General features: G+C 70.3%; 16 protein-coding genes. 13 read left to right on the top strand and 3 right to left on the bottom strand.

Going from position 1 to position 16,380, the window contains the following annotated elements:
* The first annotated feature begins 43 nt into the window (after nucleotides 1-43).
* The 6 genes from dxr (at nucleotide 44) to OG293_RS08600 (ending at nucleotide 7,249) form a co-directional block, all read left to right on the top strand.
* A complete protein-coding gene (gene dxr / locus OG293_RS08625) occupies nucleotides 44-1,294 on the top strand; it encodes a 1-deoxy-D-xylulose-5-phosphate reductoisomerase (protein ID WP_405998181.1) in 1,251 nt (416 codons plus the stop codon).
* Nucleotides 1,291-2,592, top strand: a complete 1,302-nt coding sequence (locus OG293_RS08620; protein WP_405998180.1) for a M50 family metallopeptidase — start codon at nucleotides 1,291-1,293, stop codon at nucleotides 2,590-2,592. Before dxr ends, OG293_RS08620 begins: the two co-directional genes overlap by 4 nt.
* A gap of 163 nt (nucleotides 2,593-2,755) precedes the next feature.
* Nucleotides 2,756-3,922 carry a flavodoxin-dependent (E)-4-hydroxy-3-methylbut-2-enyl-diphosphate synthase gene (gene ispG, locus OG293_RS08615; RefSeq protein ID WP_405998179.1) on the top strand — a complete coding sequence of 389 codons (1,167 nt, stop codon included), beginning with the start codon at nucleotides 2,756-2,758 and terminating at the stop codon, nucleotides 3,920-3,922.
* A 125-nt stretch (nucleotides 3,923-4,047) separates the two neighbouring features.
* A complete protein-coding gene (locus tag OG293_RS08610) occupies nucleotides 4,048-4,890 on the top strand; it encodes a GNAT family N-acetyltransferase (protein ID WP_406003540.1) in 843 nt (280 codons plus the stop codon).
* A gap of 29 nt (nucleotides 4,891-4,919) precedes the next feature.
* A complete protein-coding gene (locus tag OG293_RS08605) occupies nucleotides 4,920-5,489 on the top strand; it encodes a GNAT family N-acetyltransferase (protein WP_405998178.1) in 570 nt (189 codons plus the stop codon).
* 65 nt (nucleotides 5,490-5,554) lie between these two features.
* On the top strand, nucleotides 5,555-7,249 hold the full coding sequence (locus OG293_RS08600) for a proline--tRNA ligase (protein ID WP_405998177.1): 1,695 nt from the start codon (nucleotides 5,555-5,557) through the stop codon (nucleotides 7,247-7,249).
* Between the two features lie 57 nt (nucleotides 7,250-7,306).
* Here the strand turns inward: OG293_RS08600 and OG293_RS08595 are convergent, their stop codons facing one another.
* The 3 genes from OG293_RS08595 to OG293_RS08585 are packed head-to-tail and all read right to left on the bottom strand — an operon-like array spanning nucleotide 7,307 to nucleotide 9,095.
* Nucleotides 7,307-8,182 (bottom strand): aminoglycoside phosphotransferase family protein, encoded by an 876-nt coding sequence (locus OG293_RS08595; RefSeq protein WP_405998176.1) that lies wholly within the window; start codon nucleotides 8,180-8,182, stop codon nucleotides 7,307-7,309.
* A 23-nt stretch (nucleotides 8,183-8,205) separates the two neighbouring features.
* The gene (locus tag OG293_RS08590) at nucleotides 8,206-8,646 is read right to left on the bottom strand and encodes a ferritin-like domain-containing protein (RefSeq protein ID WP_405998175.1); all 441 of its coding nucleotides are present in this window, start codon (nucleotides 8,644-8,646) and stop codon (nucleotides 8,206-8,208) included.
* Entirely contained in the window at nucleotides 8,643-9,095 is a 453-nt protein-coding gene (locus OG293_RS08585) for a hypothetical protein (RefSeq protein WP_405998174.1), read from the bottom strand. The genes OG293_RS08590 and OG293_RS08585 overlap by 4 nt, the downstream gene beginning before the upstream one ends.
* Nucleotides 9,096-9,286: 191 nt before the next feature.
* Between OG293_RS08585 and rimP the strand changes: the two genes are divergently transcribed.
* The 7 genes from rimP to truB all read left to right on the top strand — a co-directional run bounded on the left by rimP (nucleotide 9,287) and on the right by truB (nucleotide 16,250).
* Nucleotides 9,287-9,784, top strand: coding sequence for a ribosome maturation factor RimP (rimP, locus tag OG293_RS08580; RefSeq protein WP_405998173.1), 498 nt, complete (start codon nucleotides 9,287-9,289; stop codon nucleotides 9,782-9,784).
* A 2-nt stretch (nucleotides 9,785-9,786) separates the two neighbouring features.
* Nucleotides 9,787-10,794, top strand: a complete 1,008-nt coding sequence (gene nusA, locus OG293_RS08575) for a transcription termination factor NusA (protein WP_405998172.1) — start codon at nucleotides 9,787-9,789, stop codon at nucleotides 10,792-10,794.
* A gap of 130 nt (nucleotides 10,795-10,924) precedes the next feature.
* Nucleotides 10,925-11,203: a YlxR family protein gene (locus OG293_RS08570; protein WP_405998171.1), complete on the top strand. Its 279-nt coding sequence runs from the start codon at nucleotides 10,925-10,927 to the stop codon at nucleotides 11,201-11,203.
* 148 nt (nucleotides 11,204-11,351) lie between these two features.
* Nucleotides 11,352-14,447, top strand: coding sequence for a translation initiation factor IF-2 (gene infB, locus OG293_RS08565; RefSeq protein ID WP_405998170.1), 3,096 nt, complete (start codon nucleotides 11,352-11,354; stop codon nucleotides 14,445-14,447).
* Nucleotides 14,448-14,583: 136 nt separating this feature from the next.
* Nucleotides 14,584-14,877 carry a DUF503 domain-containing protein gene (locus OG293_RS08560; protein ID WP_405998169.1) on the top strand — a complete coding sequence of 98 codons (294 nt, stop codon included), beginning with the start codon at nucleotides 14,584-14,586 and terminating at the stop codon, nucleotides 14,875-14,877.
* 36 nt (nucleotides 14,878-14,913) lie between these two features.
* Nucleotides 14,914-15,357: a 30S ribosome-binding factor RbfA gene (rbfA, locus tag OG293_RS08555; RefSeq protein WP_405998168.1), complete on the top strand. Its 444-nt coding sequence runs from the start codon at nucleotides 14,914-14,916 to the stop codon at nucleotides 15,355-15,357.
* The gene (gene truB / locus OG293_RS08550; RefSeq protein WP_405998167.1) at nucleotides 15,354-16,250 is read left to right on the top strand and encodes a tRNA pseudouridine(55) synthase TruB; all 897 of its coding nucleotides are present in this window, start codon (nucleotides 15,354-15,356) and stop codon (nucleotides 16,248-16,250) included. The genes rbfA and truB overlap by 4 nt, the downstream gene beginning before the upstream one ends.
* The last annotated feature ends 130 nt before the right edge of the window (nucleotides 16,251-16,380 follow it).

The following is a 16,380-nucleotide window of genomic DNA, read 5'->3' as shown; positions in this document are numbered from 1 at the left end:
ACGCACTGTCCGGTCGGACAGCGGATGCGGCCACAATGGGGGCATGAGCGACAGCCCATCCCCCCTCGCCGACCCGCACCTGGTCTTCGACGCGACCGAAGGCCGCCGGGACATCGTCGTCCTCGGCTCGACCGGGTCCATCGGCACCCAGGCCATCGATCTGGTCCTGCGCAACCCCGACCGCTTCCGTGTCTCCGCGCTCTCCGCCGCAGGCGGGCGGGTGGGACTCCTGGCCGAGCAAGCGCGTCGGCTTCGCGTCGACACCGTCGCCGTGGCCCGCGAGGACGCCGTGCCCGCCCTGCGCGAGGCGCTGGCGGGGCAGTACGGCTCCGAGCCCCTGCCCGAGATCCTGGCCGGGCCCGACGCCGCCACCCAGCTCGCCGCCTCCTCCTGTCACACCGTGCTCAACGGCATCACCGGCTCCATCGGCCTCGCGCCGACCCTTGCCGCCCTCGAAGCCGGACGCACGCTCGCGCTGGCCAACAAGGAGTCGCTCATCGTCGGCGGTCCGCTGGTCAGGGCGCTCGCCGAGCCGGGCCAGATCATCCCGGTCGACTCCGAGCACGCGGCGCTCTTCCAGGCGCTCGCGGCCGGCACCAGGGCCGAGGTGCGCAAGCTCGTCGTCACCGCGTCCGGCGGCCCCTTCCGCGGGCGTACGAGGGCGGAGCTCGCGGACGTCACCCCCGAGGCCGCGCTCGCGCACCCCACCTGGGCGATGGGCCCGGTGATCACCATCAACTCCGCGACGCTGGTCAACAAGGGTCTGGAGGTCATCGAGGCACATCTTCTCTACGACATCCCCTTCGACCGCATCGAGGTCGTCGTGCACCCTCAGTCGTATGTCCACTCCATGGTGGAGTTCACCGACGGCTCGACCATCGCCCAGGCCACCCCGCCCGACATGCGCGGGCCGATCGCGCTGGGCATCGGATGGCCGCGGCGGGTGCCCGGCGCCGCCCCCGCCTTCGACTGGTCCACGGCGTCGAGCTGGGAGTTCTTCCCGCTCGACACCGAAGCCTTCCCCTCGGTCGGACTCGCCCGGCATGTGGGGGAACTGGGCGGTACGGCTCCGGCGGTGTTCAATGCCGCGAACGAGGAGTGCGTGGAGGCATTTCTCGCCGGTCGGCTGCCGTTCAACCAAATCATGGATACGGTCACCGAAGTCGTCGCCGAGCACGGGGTGCCCGCCCAGGGAACCCTGCTCACGGTGGCGGACGTCCTGGAAGCGGAGACCTGGTCCCGGGCCAGGGCCCGGGAACTGGCAGTGAAGGCGACAGCAAAGGCTCGCGCATGACGATTCTGTTGACGGTCCTCGGCATACTCCTCTTCGCCGTAGGGCTGCTGATCTCCATCGCCTGGCACGAGCTGGGCCACCTCTCGACGGCCAAGCTCTTCGGCATCCGGGTGCCCCAGTACATGGTCGGCTTCGGACCGACCATCTGGTCCCGGCAGAAGGGCGACACCGAGTACGGCATCAAGGCCATCCCCATGGGCGGCTACATCCGCATGATCGGGATGTTCCCGCCCGGCGAGGACGGCAGGCTGGAGGCACGCTCCACGTCGCCCTGGCGCGGGATGATCGAGGACGCGCGCTCGGCCGCCTTCGAGGAGCTGAAGCCGGGCGACGAGGACCGTCTCTTCTACACGCGCAAGCCGTGGAAGCGCGTGATCGTGATGTTCGCGGGACCGTTCATGAACCTGGTCCTCGCCGTCGCGATCTTCCTCGGAGTGGCGATGACCTTCGGCTTCTCGACCCAGACCACCGAGGTGGCCGGGGTCCAGAAGTGCGTCATCTCGCAAGCGGAGAACCGCGACATCTGCAAGCCGGGTGACAAGGTCTCGCCCGCACAGGCCGCCGGCCTGCAGAGAGGCGACAAGATCATCGCGTTCAACGGGCAGCCCGTCGCCGACTGGACCACGCTGTCGAACCACATCCGCGACACGATCGGACCGGCCACCATCACCGTGGAGCGGGACGGCACCCAGCAGGTCCTCAACGCCACGCTCGCCAAGAACATGGTGGCCAAGAAGAACGCGGACGGCGAGGTCGTCGCCGGTCAGTACGTCCCGGCCGGCTATCTCGGCTTCGCCGCCCGGACCGAGATCCTCCCGCTCTCCTTCACCGACTCGGTCGACCGCATGGGCGACATGATCGAGAACGGCGTGGAGTCGATCGTCGCGCTGCCGTCCAAGGTTCCCGACCTGTGGAACGCGGCCTTCAGCGACGGCGAGCGCAAGGACGACTCCCCGGTCGGCGTTGTCGGCGCCGCGCGCATCAGCGGCGAGGTGATGACCCTCGACGCGCCGGCGCAGAACCTCATCGCGATGTTCATGATGCTGCTGGCGGGCTTCAACCTCTCGCTGTTCCTGTTCAACATGCTGCCGCTGCTGCCGCTGGACGGCGGACACATCGCGGGCGCGCTGTGGGAGTCCGTACGCCGGAACCTCGCCCGGCTGTTCAAGCGCCCCGACCCCGGTCCCTTCGACGTCGCCAAGCTGATGCCGGTCGCGTACGTCGTGGCGGGGATCTTCATCTGCTTCACCCTGCTCGTACTGGTCGCCGACATCGTCAACCCGGTCAAAATCAGCTGACTCGACCATGTTGGCAACGGCCGGACACCCTTTGTGTCCGGCCGTTCACCTTTGGGTGGACTTCATGGAGCGATGTGCTCGGTCGAACGCCGGTGCCGTAATCTCGGTGGCTGGAGCCCGCCGATCTCGGGACCTCGATCCACACCTTGGGGTTGCACAGCAGATGACCGCAATTTCTCTCGGAATGCCGTCCGTTCCGACGAAGCTCGCCGACCGGAGGGTCAGCCGCAAGATCCAGGTCGGTTCGGTGGCCGTCGGTGGGGACGCGCCCGTGTCCGTGCAGTCGATGACGACGACGCGGACGTCGGATGTCGGTGCGACGCTTCAGCAGATTGCCGAGCTGACGGCGTCGGGGTGCCAGATCGTGCGGGTCGCGTGCCCGACGCAGGATGATGCCGACGCGCTGGCGGTCATCGCGCGCAAGTCGCAGATCCCGGTGATCGCCGATATCCACTTCCAGCCGAAGTATGTCTTCGCGGCGATCGACGCGGGCTGTGCCGCGGTGCGGGTGAACCCGGGGAACATCAAGCAGTTCGACGACAAGGTGAAGGAGATCGCCAGGGCGGCGGGCGATGCGGGCACCCCGATCCGTATCGGGGTGAACGCGGGTTCGCTCGATGCGCGGCTGCTGAAGAAGTACGGCAGGGCCACCCCGGAGGCGCTGGTCGAGTCGGCGTTGTGGGAGGCGTCCCTGTTCGAGGAGCACGGCTTCCGTGACATCAAGATCTCGGTCAAGCACAACGACCCGGTCGTGATGGTCAATGCCTACCGTCAGCTTGCAGCCCAGTGCGACTACCCCCTTCATCTCGGTGTCACGGAGGCGGGGCCGGCGTTCCAGGGCACGATCAAGTCCGCGGTCGCGTTCGGCGCGCTGCTCAGTGAGGGCATCGGCGACACGATCCGCGTCTCGCTGTCCGCGCCGCCCGCCGAGGAGGTCAAGGTCGGTATCCAGATCCTGGAGTCGTTGAATCTCAAGCAGCGGCGGCTGGAAATCGTGTCCTGTCCTTCCTGTGGGCGGGCTCAGGTGGATGTGTACAAGCTTGCCGACCAGGTCAGCGCGGGACTTGAGGGGATGGAGGTGCCGCTGCGTGTCGCCGTCATGGGCTGTGTCGTCAACGGTCCCGGGGAGGCCCGTGAGGCGGACCTCGGTGTCGCCTCCGGCAACGGCAAGGGGCAGATCTTCGTCAAGGGCGAGGTCATCAAGACGGTGCCCGAGTCGAAGATCGTCGAGACCCTCATCGAAGAGGCCCTGAAGATCGCCGAGCAGATGGAGAAGGACGGCGTGCCCTCGGGCTCTCCCGACGTCGTCGCGGTCGGCGAGGCCGGCTGACAGCAGTACACGAGCCCCGCACACGCTCCCGGCGTGCAGCGGGGCTCTGCGCTGAGCTCGGCACCCCGCATACCCGCCAGGTACAGTTCGGAGATCAGCAGACCGTATGGTGAGGCTCCCTCGTGTTGACGCAGACCACCACCCGGGTCCTCGAACCCAGTGACCTCGGCGCAGCGCTCGCCATCCTCGAGAGCGAGCCCGTGACGAACGCCTTTGTCACGTCCCGAGTCCAGGTCGCGGGGCTCGACCCCTGGCGCCTCGGCGGCGAGATGTGGGGCTGGTACGCGGACGGGCGCCTCCGCTCGCTCTGCTACTCCGGCGCCAATCTCGTGCCCATCTGCGCCACCCCCGAGGCCGTTCGCGCCTTCGCCGACCGTGCGCGCAGGACCGGCCGCCGCTGCTCATCCATCGTCGGCCCGGCCGATTCCACCTCCCAGCTGTGGCGGCTGCTCGAACCGCACTGGGGCCCGGCCAGGGACGTACGCGCGCAGCAGCCGCTCATGGTCACCGAGCGGGTCCCCGAGGACATCGAGCCCGACCCGTATGTCCGGCGGATCCGCAAGGACGAGATGGGCGTGATCATGCCCGCGTGCGTGGCGATGTTCACCGAGGAGGTCGGCATCTCGCCGATGGCAGGCGACGGCGGACTGCTCTACCAGGCCCGGGTCGCCGAACTCGTCGGCGCGGGACGGTCGTTCGCCCGCATCGACGACGGGCAGGTCCTCTTCAAGGCGGAGATCGGCGCGGCCACGTCCGAGGCCTGCCAGATCCAAGGCGTCTGGGTCGCACCGGAGTTCCGCGGCCGGGGACTCTCCGAGACCGGCATGGCCGCCGTCCTGCGCTACGCGATCGCCGATGTCGCCCCGGTCGTCAGCCTGTACGTCAACGACTACAACACCGCGGCCAGGGCGGCCTACCGCAGAGTCGGCTTCCAGGAGGTCGGAGCCTTCATGAGCGTGCTGTTCTGACCGTGGACGGTCCCCAGTAAGGTTCGCCCATGGCAGCACTTTCAGGCGGCGGACCGCATACTCCCAGCGTCGTGGTCGGTCCGGTCAATCTCGCGGCGCGGATCGATGAAGCGCTTGCCGTGCAGGCCCTCGCCTTCGGACTCTCCGACGACGAGATCGAGGTGCGCCGCCATATCGTCTACCGGCACCTTCTCCAGCCCGCCGCGTGCGCGCTGGGCGCACTGACGGAGTCGGGACGCCTCGTCGGGTTCGTGTACGGCATGCCCAACAACCGCGTCCACTGGTGGTCCACCGTGGTGGAGCCGTATCTGCGCCAGAACGGCACCGAGGGCTGGCTCGACGACTCCTTCGTGATCACCGAACTCCATGTCCACCCCGGTTACCAGGGTCAGGGCATCGGCCGCGCACTGATCACCTCGATCACCGACGGAGTCGATCAGCCCCGGTCCATTCTCTCGGCGATCGACACCGAGAGCCCGGCCCGTGGCCTCTACCGCTCGCTCGGCTACCAGGATCTCGCCCGCCAGGTGATCTTCCCGAGCGCGCCGAGTCCGTACGCCGTGATGGGGGCCCCGCTGCCGCTGCTGCGCGGGAACTGATTTCCGCCTGCCGGTGCGCCCCGGCTAACCTCCTGCTCATCACACGTTCCGAGCAGGAGTTCACCATGGCCCAGGTCCAGCGCATGTCCCGTCTGATGGTCAAGACACTGCGCGACGACCCCGCGGACGCCGAGACGCTCAGCCACAAGCTGCTGATGCGCGCCGGCTACGTCAGGCGCAACGCCGCCGGAATCTGGTCCTGGCTGCCGCTGGGCAAGAAGGTCCTGGAGAACGTGACGCGCGTGGTGCGCGAGGAGATGGACGCGATCGGCGGCCAGGAAGTGCTGCTCCCCGCGCTGCTGCCCAAGGAGCCGTACGAGGCCACCGGCCGCTGGGAGGAGTACGGCGCCGAGCTGTTCCGCCTCAAGGACCGCAAGGGCGCCGACTACCTCCTCGGCCCGACGCACGAGGAGATCTTCACCCAGCTGGTCAAGGACCAGTGCACGTCCTACAAGGACCTGCCGGTGATCCTCTACCAGATCCAGACGAAGTACCGCGACGAGGCGCGTCCCCGCTCGGGCATCCTGCGCGGCCGTGAGTTCCAGATGAAGGACTCGTACTCCTTCGACACGACCGACGAAGGCCTGGCCGAGTCGTACGCCCTGCACCGTGAGGCGTACATCAAGATCTTCCGCCGCCTCGGCCTCGACCACCGGATCGTGTCGGCGGTCTCCGGCGCGATGGGCGGCTCGGCGTCCGAGGAGTTCCTGGCCCCCGCCGCGGCGGGTGAGGACACCTTCGTCCACTGCCCCTCCTGCGACTACGCCGCCAACACCGAGGCGGTGACCTTCGTGGCCGAGCCGGCGGACGCGGGCGCGCACGGTCCCGTCGAGGAGCTGGACACCCCCGACACCCCGACGATCGAGACGCTCGCCCAGCACCTGGGTGTCCCGGCGTCGGCCACGCTCAAGAACCTCCTGGTCAAGGTCGACGGCGAGATCGTCGCGGTCGCGGTGCCCGGCGACCGCGAGGTGGACCTCGGCAAGCTCGCGGACCACCTGGCCCCCGCCGAGGTCGAGCTCGTCACCGCCGAGGACTTCACGGGCAGGCCCGACCTCGTACGCGGCTACGTCGGCCCGCAGGGCCTGGAGAAGGTCCGCTGCATCGCCGACCCCCGGGTCGCCCCCGGCACCGCGTGGGTCACCGGCGCCAACAAGCCCGACACCCACGCCCGCAATGTCGTCGCGGGCCGGGACTTCGTGGTGGACGAGTACCTCGACGTGGTCGTCGTCGAGGACGGCGACCCCTGCCCCACGTGCGGCGCCGGACTGAAGCTCGACCGCGCGATCGAGATCGGCCACATCTTCCAGCTCGGCCGCAAGTACGCCGACGCCTTCCAGCTCGACGTACTCGGCCAGAACGGCAAGCCCGTCCGGGTCACCATGGGCTCGTACGGCATCGGTGTCTCCCGCGCGGTGGCCGCGCTCGCCGAGCAGACGGCCGACGACAAGGGCCTGTGCTGGCCCCGCGAGATCGCCCCGGCGGACGTCCACGTGGTGGCGGCGGGCAAGGCGCTCCAGACGGAACTGGCGCTCGATGTCGCGGACCAGCTGGCGGCGGCGGGCCTGCGGGTGCTGGTGGACGAGCGCCCGGGTGTATCGCCCGGCGTGAAGTTCACCGACGCGGAGCTCATCGGCGTCCCGCACATCCTGGTGGCGGGCCGCCGCGCCGGCGAGGGCGTCGTGGAACTGAAGGACCGCCGGACGGGCGAGCGCGAGGAGCTTCCGGTCGCGGAGGCGGTCGCGCGGCTGCGCGGCTGACCGGCCCCGCCGGCGATCGAGGCGGTGCGGTCCGGGGCTCCGGTGAGGAGCCCCGGACTACAGCCAGCCCGCGAACTCCAGCGCCAGTTCGCCCTCCTGGCGCCGACCGCCCGCCACCGCCCTCGTCCCCGACTCCACGGCCCGGAACAGCGTCCAGGACCGCAGGCGGTCGCCGTCGACCTCCAGCGAGTCGGCCAGTCGGGTCACCCGTCGACGGGCCGCGGACGCGCCCGCCGACGAGGCGATCAGATCCTCGACGCGGTCACGGGCCAGGCGGGCCAGGTCGTAGGCCCGCTCTCCCACCACGGGTTCGGGGCCGACGACGAGCCACGGCGTGCGGTCGCCCGCGAGAACCTTGCCCTGGCGGAAGTTGCCGTGCAGCAGCAGGAGTTCGGGTGGCAGGGCTGTGAGCTCGTCGCGCGCGTCCAGCGCCGCCGACACCAGCGCGGCCGACGCAGGGTCACACACGGCCCGCATGACCTCGGCCTGGCGTGCCGTCCGCTCGACGACCGTCTCGAAGGCGTGGTCCGCGGGCGGCTCGACCCACAGCCGCCGCACCGTCCCCGCCGCCTCCAGCAGGGCTTTCGCCTCCGGCAGCGACCGCAGCGACATCTCCGGGTGCAGCCGCTCCAGCAGCAGCGCCCCGTCGGCGGCGGCCAGCAGACGCACCGCGCCCCAGCCGTCCCACTGCTCCAGCGCGGCCTGTTCCAGAGCCGGGGACGCGGTGGGAGGGGCGACTTTCAGCGCCGCCGCCGTGCCGTCCGGCCGCCGTACGAGAAGGACGAGACTGCTCCGGCCGCCGGGCGCGCTCACCCGCTCGACGTCCAGCTCCCAGCGGTCCGCCGCCTCCTGGACGGTCTTGGGCAACTGCCCGAGCCAGTCGTCGCGCTCGCCCAGTGCCCGGACGAGCCGCTGCGGCGGTTCGAAAGCCATACGTCCGTTGATCCCTTTCCCCTTCAGCGCGCCGGGCCTTCCGTTCGCTCCGTGAGCCCAGGAAAGGCTACGCCGTTGCCGCGCCACCTCACCGCACGGACGGCCGCCTCGCGCAGCGCGCTCGCGGCCTCCCGCCGCAGCGGCCCCTCGGCGGCCCGTACGACATCGGAGTAGACACCCGCGACCCGGTCCTCCAGCGCCGTGGCAAGCCGGACGGCCGCGGCCTGGTCGGGCACCGGAAAGGGCAGGGCGTACGCCGGCGCCGCGGCCACGGGCTTTCCGCCCAGGTCACGGACCGTACGCCGGAGCGCGTCCCGCCGGGCCCGGTGGGACGCGTAGGCGGCCGTGGCCTCGGCCTCGCGGTCGTCGCCGATCCGGCCGCCGACGACCCCGTACCCGTACACCGCCGCGTGCTCCGCCGCCAGCGCGGCCTGTACGGCGTCCATCGCGTCCGACGTACTCATCGCGGGCCGCCCTTCGTCAGCAGGTACGCATGCGCGGCCCCGGCCGCCGCGATCGAGGCGAGCAGCCGCGCGAGCTCGGGCTCCGCGTCGGTGAGCGCTGCCATGTGCGCGTCGGACGTACGGCGTTCGGCGTCCGCCAGGGCCTTCACCGCGGCTCGGGCATCGGCCGGAACCGGCCACGTCGGCGGAGCAGTCGCGGCCCCGCCGAGTGCCGTCACGTGCTCGGCGACCGCGGCCCGCAGAGCGGTCAACTGCCCTGCCAGCGACGGATGCCGTGCCAGGACGGCGTCGTACTGGTCCCGCAGCGCACCGCTCGTCGCGGCGAACCTGCGCCGCCGGGCCGCCTCGGCGCGCGCCGGATCGGCGGCCGGGCCGGAGGTGCGCCGACGCTCCGGCTCCTCGTTCGAACAGCCCGTCAACACAGTGGCCGCGGCGGCCCCCGTCAACATGAGCGCACGCCTGCGTGTTGTACCCGTGCGCCCCACGCCCATCTCCTCACGACATCGCGGTGATCATCGCCGCAGGCGAGCGTACCTGCGGGTCCGGCGCAGGTGGACGGCAACACCCCTCGGGACCGGATACCCTTTGATCTGACACGCGACGATCCCACAACAGCACACGCGGCCGAGGAGTCACCCGGATGAGCACGACCCAGAGCGAGAGGCTGCGCGGGCTGCTGGAACCGCTCGTCAGCGCCGCCGACCTGGATCTGGAAGAGATCGAGGTGTCCCGGGCGGGCAAGCGCCGCATGCTGAGGATCATCGTGGACTCCGACGAGGGCGCCACTCTGGACGCCTGTGCCGAGCTGAGCCGCACCATCTCCGAGAAGCTCGACGAGAGCGACGCCATGGGTGAGGGCGAGTACGTCCTCGAAGTGAGCTCGCCCGGCGCCGACCGCCCGCTGACCGAGCACCGCCACTACGTACGCGCGACCGGCCGGCTGGTGAAGCTGCAGCTCCAGGAGGGTGAGGAGCTGGTGGCCCGCATCCTCGCCGTCGACGACGAGGGGCTCGACCTCGAGGTGCCGGGCGTGAAGGGGCGCAAGCCCACCGCCCGCCGCGTCCCCTTCGATCAGATCGCCAAGGCCCGCGTGGAGCTTGAGTTCAACCGCAAGGACAAGAAGGAAGAGGAGGCGTAGCCGTGGACATCGACGTAAAGCTCCTGAAGGGCTTGGCACAAGAGAAGGAGATCCCCTTCGACCTGCTGGTCGAGGCGATCGAGTCGGCCCTCCTCATCGCGTACCACCGCACCGAGGGCAGCCGCCGGCACGCTCGCGTCGTGCTGAGCCGGGACACCGGCCATGTGACGGTGTGGGCCAAGGAGGATGCGTCCGACCTCGAGGAGGGCCAGGAGCCCAAGGAGTTCGACGACACCCCCTCGGACTTCGGCCGGATCGCCGCCACCACCGCGCGCCAGGTCATCCAGCAGCGTCTGCGGGACGCCGAGAACGACGTCACCTTCGGTGAGTACGCCCGCCGTGAGGGCGATGTCGTCGCCGGCATGGTGCAGCAGGGCAAGGACCCCAAGAACGTCCTGGTCAAGCTGGACGACAAGCTGGAGGCCATCCTTCCGGTGCAGGAGCAGGTGCCGGGCGAGGAGTACACCCACGGTCTGCGCCTGCGCACGTACGTCGTTCGGGTGGCCAAGGGTGTGCGCGGCCCGTCCGTCACCCTTTCGCGCACACATCCCAATCTGGTGAAGAAGCTCTTCGCGCTGGAGGTCCCGGAGATCGCGGACGGCAGCGTCGAGATCGCCGCCATCGCCCGTGAGGCGGGCCACCGCACCAAGATCGCCGTGCGCTCCACCCGCTCGGGCCTCAACGCCAAGGGCGCCTGCATCGGGCCGATGGGCGGCCGGGTGCGCAACGTGATGGCGGAGCTGCACGGCGAGAAGATCGACATCGTGGACTGGTCGGACGACCCGGCCGAGATGGTGGCCAACGCACTCTCGCCCGCCCGGGTCAGCAAGGTCGAGGTCGTCGACCTCGGCGCCCGTTCCGCGCGGGTGACCGTCCCCGACTACCAGCTGTCGCTGGCGATCGGCAAGGAGGGGCAGAACGCCCGCCTGGCCGCGCGCCTCACCGGCTGGCGCATCGACATCCGCCCCGACACGGAGCAGACCTCCGAGCAGGGCCCCGACGAGGACTGAGGAATGCGCCAGGGGCGCATTCCCGTTGCGAGAGCTGCGGGGGGCGTCCGGGACATCACCCTCATCAAGACAACATCCGTTCGGATTTTGCCCCAAAGGGGTGAGGTCGGTGCGGGGAGGTAGACTGAACGTGTCTGGCCGGACGCAGGCCCGCGTATGCCCTGAGCGAACCTGTGTGGGATGCCGGGAGCGAGTGGCCAAGAGCGATCTGCTGCGCATCGTGGTGATCGAGGACGCATGTGTCCCCGATGACCGCGGTACGCTGCCCGGCCGGGGTGCTTATGTGCACCCCGCCTTGGTCTGTTTTGATCTGGCGGTCCGCCGCCGGGCGTTTCCCCGGGCCTTCAGGGTCCAGGGACCGCTCGATACCGCGGATGTACGCCGGTATGTCGAGCAGGCAGCACTGTAAGAAGAAGTACGGCACGGAGCACCGTGCGGTCAGGTACCTCGCGAGTTGGAAGTAGGTCGAGATTGCGATGAGCACTCGATGAGTACGCGATGAGTACGCCCATGAAGTAGCGACGGTCCGGCGGTAACCCGGACCTAAAAGGAGCGAAGTGGCTAAGGTCCGGGTATACGAACTCGCCAAGGAGTTCGGCGTAGAGAGCAAGGTCGTCATGGCCAAGCTCCAAGAACTCGGTGAATTCGTCCGTTCGGCGTCCTCGACGATCGAGGCGCCGGTTGTACGCAAGTTGACTGATGCTTTGCAGGGACCCGGCGGCGGCGCCGGCAAGTCCGCTGCGAAGCCCGGCGCGCCCCGCAAGGCCGCGCCTGCCAAGCCTGCCGCGCCCTCTCCGGCGCCGTCGGCCCGTCCCGCTGCCCCCAAGCCCGGCGCCCCGGCCCCCAAGCCGGCCGTTGCCGAGGCTCCGGTCAGCAGCACCCCCTCCGCGGCCCCGGCATCCTCGGGTCCGCGTCCTGGGCCCAAGCCCGCACCGGCCAAGCCCGCTCCGGCTCCGGTGCCCGCCGCCGAGTTCTCGGCTCCGGCCCCGGCACAGCCCGCCGCACCGCAGGCCCCGCGTCCCGCGGGTGCCACCCCCGGTCCGCGTCCCGCCCGTCCGGCTCCGGCCGGCGGTCAGCGTGACGGCGGCCGCGACGGTGGCCGTGGCGGCGAGCGTCCCGCACGTCCCGCCGGTCAGGGCGCCCCGCGCCCCGGCGGCAACCGTCCGGCCGGTCCCCGTCCGGGCAACAACCCCTTCACCTCGGGTGGCTCCACCGGTATGGCGCGCCCGCAGGCGCCCCGTCCGGGTGGCGCCCCGCGTTCCGGTGGCGGCGCTCCCGGCGCTCCCCGTCCGCAGGGCGGTCCCGGCGGCGCTCCCCGTCCGCAGGGTCAGGGCGGCGCCCGTCCGACCCCGGGCGGCATGCCGCGTCCGCAGGCTCCGCGTCCCGGCGGCGGCCCCGCAGGTAACCGCCCGAACCCGGGCATGATGCCGCAGCGTCCTGCTGCCGGTCCCCGTCCTGGTGGCGGTCCCGGCGGCGGTGGCCGTGGTCCCGGTGGTGGCGGCGCCGGTCGTCCCGGCGGTGCCGGTGCAGGTCGTCCCGGCGGCGGTGGCGGCGGTTTCGCCGGTCGTCCCGGTGGCGGTGGCGGTGGCGGTCGTCCCGGTGGTGGTGGCGGCGGTTTCGCCGGTCGTCCCGGTGGCGGTGGCCCCGGTGGCGGTGGCGGCTTCGGTGGCGGCGGCGGCCGTCCCGGCTTCGGCGGACGTCCGGGTGGTCCCGGCGGCCGTGGTGGCACGCAGGGCGCCTTCGGCCGTCCCGGCGGCCCGGCGCGTCGAGGCCGCAAGTCGAAGCGGCAGAGGCGCCAGGAGTACGAGGCCATGCAGGCCCCGTCGGTCGGCGGTGTGATGCTGCCTCGCGGCAACGGCGAGACCGTTCGCCTGTCGCGCGGTGCTTCGCTCACCGACTTCGCGGAGAAGATCAACGCCAACCCGGCGTCGCTCGTCGCGGTCATGATGAACCTCGGCGAAATGGTCACCGCGACCCAGTCCGTCTCGGACGACACGCTGGAAATGCTGGCGTCGGAGATGAACTACACGGTCCAGATCGTCAGCCCGGAGGAGGAGGACCGCGAGCTTCTCGAGTCCTTCGACATCGAGTTCGGCGAGGACGAGGGCGGCGAGGAATACCTCGTGTCCCGTCCGCCGGTCGTGACCGTCATGGGTCACGTCGACCACGGTAAGACCCGACTGCTCGACGCCATCCGCAAGACGAATGTCGTCGCGGGCGAGGCGGGCGGCATCACGCAGCACATCGGTGCGTACCAGGTCGCCACCGAGGTCAACGGCGAGGACCGCCGTATCACCTTCATCGACACCCCCGGTCACGAGGCGTTCACCGCCATGCGTGCCCGTGGTGCCAAGTCCACCGACATCGCGATCCTCGTGGTCGCGGCCAACGACGGTGTGATGCCCCAGACGATCGAGGCGCTGAACCACGCCAAGGCGGCCGACGTGCCGATCGTGGTCGCGGTCAACAAGATCGACGTCGAGGGCGCGGACCCGACGAAGGTGCGCGGTCAGCTGACCGAGTTCGGTCTGGTGGCCGAGGAGTACGGCGGCGACACGATGTTCGTCGACATCTCCGCGAAGCAGGGTCTGAACATCGACTCCCTGCTGGAGGCCGTGGTCCTGACCGCGGACGCCTCGCTCGACCTGCGGGCCAACCCGGAGCAGGACGCGCAGGGTATTGCGATCGAGGCCCACCTGGACCGTGGCCGCGGCGCCGTCGCGACCGTCCTGGTCCAGCGAGGCACCCTGCGGGTCGGCGACACGATGGTCGCGGGCGACGCCTACGGCCGTGTGCGCGCCATGCTCGACGACAAGGGCGAGAACGTCGAGGAAGCGGGTCCCTCGACCCCCGTCCTCGTCCTCGGTCTCACCAACGTCCCGGGCGCCGGCGACAACTTCCTGGTGGTCGACGAGGACCGTACGGCCCGTCAGATCGCCGAGAAGCGTGCCGCCCGTGAGCGCAACGCCGCGTTCGCCAAGCGGGTGCGCCGCGTCTCCCTCGAGGACCTGGACAAGGTGCTCAAGGCCGGCGAGGTGCAGCAGCTCAACCTCATCATCAAGGGCGACGCGTCCGGTTCGGTGGAGGCTCTCGAGTCCTCGCTGCTCCAGCTCGACGTCGGTGAAGAGGTCGACATCCGCGTCCTCCACCGTGGTGTGGGTGCGGTCACCGAGTCGGACATCGACCTGGCGATGGGCTCCGACGCCATCGTCATCGGCTTCAACGTCCGCGCGGCCGGCCGTGCCGCGCAGATGGCGGACCGCGAGGGCGTCGACGTCCGGTACTACTCGGTGATCTACCAGGCCATCGAAGAGATCGAGGCGGCCCTCAAGGGCATGCTCAAGCCGGAGTACGAAGAGGTCGAGCTCGGTACGGCGGAGATCCGCGAGGTCTTCCGCTCGTCCAAGCTGGGCAACATCGCGGGTGTTCTCGTCCGTTCCGGCGAGGTCAAGCGGAACACCAAGGCCAGGCTCATCCGCGACGGCAAGGTCATCGCGGAGAACCTCAACATCGAGGGTCTGCGCCGTTTCAAGGACGACGTCACAGAGATCCGCGAAGGCTTCGAGGGCGGTATCAACCTCGGAAACTTCAACGACATCAAGATCGACGACGTCATCGCGACGTACGAGATGCGCGAGAAGCCGCGAGGCTGATCCACAGCTCGGTCCGGGGCCGGTCGGCGGAGGTATTTCCGTCGATCGGCCCCGGCCGTTGCGTGTACGGTTCTTGTGTTCCCGCCACCTCAGCGGCGGGGCCACGACCCCGAACCGGCGGGACATCCGGACATACATGTATGTGGGGACACTGTCCTTCGATCTGCTCCTCGGCGACGTACGGTCGCTGAAGGAGAAACGCTCCGTGATCCGCCCGATCGTGGCCGAGCTCCAGCGCAAATACGCGGTGAGCGCGGCAGAGGTGGGCGATCAGGATCTCCACCGCCGGGCCGCGATCGGCCTGGCCGCGGTGTCCGGGGACACCGGGCACCTCGCAGATGTACTCGACCGGTGCGAGCGCCTCGTCGCCGCCCGGCCCGAGGTGGAGCTGCTGTCGGTTAGACGCAGGCTCCACGGCGACGAAGACTGAATGAGCAAGGCACAGCAGGAAAAGGGAGAAGGACCAGTGGCCGACAACGCGCGGGCGAAGAAGCTGGCGGACCTCATCCGGGAGGTGGTCGCCGAGAAGCTGCAGCGCGGCATCAAGGACCCGCGCCTGGGTACGCACGTGACCATCACGGACACCCGCGTCACCGGTGACCTGCGGGAGGCCACGGTCTTCTACACGGTCTACGGCGACGACGAGGACCGGGCGAGCGCCGCGGCCGGACTGGAGAGCGCCAAGGGCGTCCTGCGGTCCGCGGTCGGCGCGGCGGCGGGGACGAAGTTCACGCCGACCCTCACGTTCGTCGCGGACGCGCTTCCGGAGAACGCCAAGACGATCGAGGACCTCCTCGACAAGGCGCGGGCCTCCGACGCCAAGGTGCGCGAGGCGTCCTCGGGCGCCGCGTACGCCGGCGAGGCGGATCCGTACCGCAAGCCGGAGGATGAGGACGAAGCCTCCGAATGACGCAGAACACCACGCCGGACGGCCTTGTCATCGTCGACAAGCCGTCCGGCTTCACTTCGCACGACGTCGTCGCCAAGATGCGGGGGATCGCGAAGACCCGCCGCGTCGGGCATGCGGGGACGCTGGACCCGATGGCCACCGGTGTGCTCGTCCTGGGCGTCGAGAGGGCCACCAAGCTCCTCGGACATCTGGCGCTGACGGAGAAGGAGTACCTCGGCACCATCAGGCTGGGGCAGAGCACCGTCACGGACGACGCGGAGGGCGAGATCACGTCCTCCGCGGACGCCTCCAGGGTGACCAGGGACGCGATCGACGCCGGCGTGGCCGGGCTGACCGGCAGGATCATGCAGGTGCCGTCGAAGGTCAGTGCCATCAAGATCGACGGCAAGCGGTCGTACGCGCGCGTGCGGGGGGGCGAGGAGTTCGAGATCCCCGCCCGTCCCGTGACCGTCTCCGCCTTCCGCGTCTACGACGTCCGGGAAGCGGTCGCCGAGGACGGCACACCCGTGACCGACCTGGTCGTCTCCGTGGTCTGCTCGTCCGGTACGTACATCCGCGCCCTCGCCCGTGACCTCGGTGCAGGGCTCGGTGTCGGCGGACATCTCACGGCCCTTCGGCGCACCCGGGTCGGCCCGTACGGACTGGACGCGGCGAAGACGCTCGGCCAACTCCAGGAGTCGCTGACGGTGATGCCGATCGCCGAGGCCGCCGCCGCCGCGTTCCCCCGCTGGGACGTGGACGAGAAGCGGGCCGCGCTGATCACCAACGGTGTGCGGCTCGACATGCCGGCGTACGACACGGCTCCGGTGGCGGTCTTCGGGCCCGACGGGCGCTTCCTGGCGCTGGTGGAGGAGCAGAAAGGCAAGGCCAAGAGCCTCGCCGTCTTCGCCTGACCTTGTCCGCCCGGCCTGGTCCGCCGGACCTTCTTCGCCCGACCCGGCCGCTTCGGCGGCCCCATCGTGGAACGGGCAGGGCCACTGCCCGTTCCACGATCCCCCTCGCCCAAGGGTCTATCCGCCTCGG

It is taken from the genome of Streptomyces sp. NBC_00829 (assembly GCF_045161795.1).
In the GTDB taxonomy this organism is placed as follows: Bacteria; Actinomycetota; Actinomycetes; order Streptomycetales; family Streptomycetaceae; genus Streptomyces.
This window is presented reverse-complemented; position numbering and strand designations above follow the sequence as displayed.